This window comes from Actinocrinis puniceicyclus, assembly GCF_018283645.1.
Lineage (GTDB): Bacteria > Actinomycetota > Actinomycetes > Streptomycetales > Catenulisporaceae > Actinocrinis > Actinocrinis puniceicyclus.
In genome coordinates, this window is the sequence record NZ_JAGSXH010000259.1 from 1 (window position 1) to 2,874 (window position 2,874).

At 69.6% G+C, this 2,874-nt stretch carries 1 protein-coding gene; it reads left to right on the forward strand.

Features of this window, described 5'->3' with window-relative positions; translation table 11 throughout:
- Window positions 1-2,874 (forward strand): type I polyketide synthase (locus tag KGA66_RS28535; RefSeq protein ID WP_211472640.1); only part of this gene is annotated, 2,874 nt, incomplete at both ends.

Here is a 2,874-nt window from a genome sequence, read left to right on the forward strand (position 1 = left end):
ACCTGGCCCACCACCGGCCACCACACCCCCCTGCCCACCTACCCCTTCCAGCACCAGCACTTCTGGCCGCAGACCACTGCCAAACCCAATGACCCCGCGAGCCTGGGCCAGACTCCCACCGGCCACGCCCTGCTCGGCGCGGCGATCACCCTGCCTGACGAGACCACGCTGTTCACCGGTCGCCTCTCCCTGCGCACGCACCCCTGGCTCGCGGAGCATGCCGTCCTCGGCACCACGCTGCTGCCGGGCACCGCATTCCTCGAACTCGCCTTGCACGCCGGGCGACACACCGCCGGCGGGCGCATCGAAGAACTCGCCATCAGCAGCCCTCTGCCCATCCCGGATCAGGACGGCGTCCAGTTGCGAGTCACGGTCGGCGTACCCGACGAGACCGGCCGCCGCACCATCGACATCCACTCCCGCTCTGATCAGGCAGCTGATGCATACGGCCTCGGCTTCAGCGAGTTCGACGAGCCCGTGCAGCAATGGACCCACCACGCCACCGGGTTCCTCACCACTGAGCCGGCCGCTCCGGCACCGGACGCGGATCTCGCCGCCTGGCCGCCCACGAACGCCCGCGAACTCGACACCGCCCACCTCTACGACGCGCTCGCCGACCTCGGTTACAACTACGGCCCCCTGTTTCAGGGCGTCGTTCGGGCATGGCTGCGCGGTGACGACCTGTTCGCCGAGATCCACCTGCCGCAGGGCACTGGGAACTCCGGTTTCGGCATCCACCCGGCGCTGCTCGACGCTTCGCTGCACGCGATGGCGCTGGGCGGCCCGGTCGGCTCCGACGACACCTCGGATCCGTCCGCGCTGCGGCCTCCCCTGCCGTTCAACTGGACCGATGTGACTCTCCACGCCACCGGCGCCCGAGTCCTGCGCATCGCGATGACCAACCGGTCGCAGGATTCCTGCACGATCAGGGCGGCTGACGAGTCCGGCGCGAACGTCATCACAATCGGCGCCCTGATTTGCCGTCCGCTGTCCGAAGGCGCGATGGCTCAGGCCGGTGACGATCGACGGGACCTGTTCGAGCTCGGCTGGGTCCCGGTCGGCCCGATCGACACGGATGCGACCACCACCGACCTCGCCATTGTCGGCGCCGCGAGCGACGAGCTGGTTCGGTCACTGCCGCAAGCATCCTTTTACACCGACCTTGACGCATTGACCGACGGCCCCGGCATACCTGCGACCGTGCTGTTGATCTGCGAACCCCGTGTCGACAAAACCAGCCTCGATAGGACCAGTGTCGATGAGAGCGGTATCGATGAGAGCCGCGGGAACGAGAGCGACGGGAACGAGAGCGACGGATCCGTACCGAGCGAGGTGCACACTGCGGCACATCGGCTGTTGTCCGTCGTACAGCGCTGGCTGGCCGACGAGCGGCTGAGCGGATCCCGGCTGGTGCTGCTGACCAGTGGAGCAGTAGCTACCGGCGAGGACGCTTGCATCAGTGATCTGACACAGGCGGCGCTGTGGGGCATGATCCGCTCGGTCCAGGCCGAGAACCCGGAGCGGTTCGTCCTGATCGACCTCGACCGGGACGCCGCTTCGGCCTCGGCGATCACGGTGGCGTTGGCCGGCGGCGAACCCCAGGTCGCCATCCGTGCCGGCGAGCTGCGCGTCCCGCGCCTGGCCCGGCTCGCGGGCAGCACCGTTCCGGCCGAGCAAGCAGCTCCTTTGCTCGACCCTGAGGGCACGGTACTCGTCACCGGTGCCACCGGCACTCTGGGCAGCCTGCTCACGCGCCACCTGGTGACCAGGCATGGCGCAAAGAACCTGCTGCTGCTGAGCCGTCGCGGCGAGGACGCGCCAGGTGCCGCGGACTTGCGCGCCGAACTGACCGCCCTCGGCGCCGACGTCCGGATCGCGGCCTGCGACGCCGCCGACAGGGACGCCGTAGCCGCGATCTTGGCCGCGATCCCCGAAGACCGGCCGCTGACGGCGCTCGTGCACACCGCCGGAACACTGGACGACGGCATCGTGACCGCACTGGACCCCGGGCGGTTCGACAGTGTTCTGCGACCGAAGGTCGACGCCGCGTGGCATCTGCACGAGCTGACGAAGGAAGCCCGGCTATCAGCGTTCGTACTCTTCTCCTCCGCTTCCGGAGCGCTCGGCAGCCCCGGACAGGCCAACTACGCCGCAGCCAACGCATTCCTCGACGCGCTGGCCCGGCACCGGCGCGACTGCGGGCTCGCCGCTACCTCGCTCACCTGGGGCCTATGGGAGCAAAGCAGTGAACTGACCAAGGACCTGAGCCAGAGCGACCGGGCCCGGATGGCGCGGGAAGGGCTCGTGCCGATCCCGGCCGAGCGCGGGCTCGCGCTGTTCGACGCCGCTGTCACAGCCGGAACGCCGGTCGTGATGCCCGCGCTCCTGGACCTCGGCGCCCTTCGGCGCCAGGCCGCCACCGGCACGCTTCGGCCAGCGCTGCGTGGAATGGTGCGTGGCAACGTCAAGCGCCGCGAACCGGCGGCGGGCGGAGGCTCGCAGGGCGCGCGTTTGAGCACACTCAGCGGCGAGGAGCGCATCAAGGCGCTGCTGGAGCTGGTTCGCGAGCAGACGGCGATCGTCCTGGGCCACGATGGAACCGGCTCGGTTGACCAGGAAACCTCGTTCCGCGGCCTCGGGTTCGATTCGCTGACCGCCGTGGAACTGCGCAACCGACTCAACGCGGCGAGCGGGTTGCGCCTGCCCGCGACGCTCGTATTCGACTACCCGACCCCCGCCGAGTTGGCCGCGTATATCGGCGAGCAACTGGGCGGACCGGTGGCACAGACGCCGACGGCGAGCCTCGTGGTCGCGACTCGCTCTGCTGAGAACGAGCCGATTGCGGTGGTGGGGATGGGGTGCAGGTACCCGGGC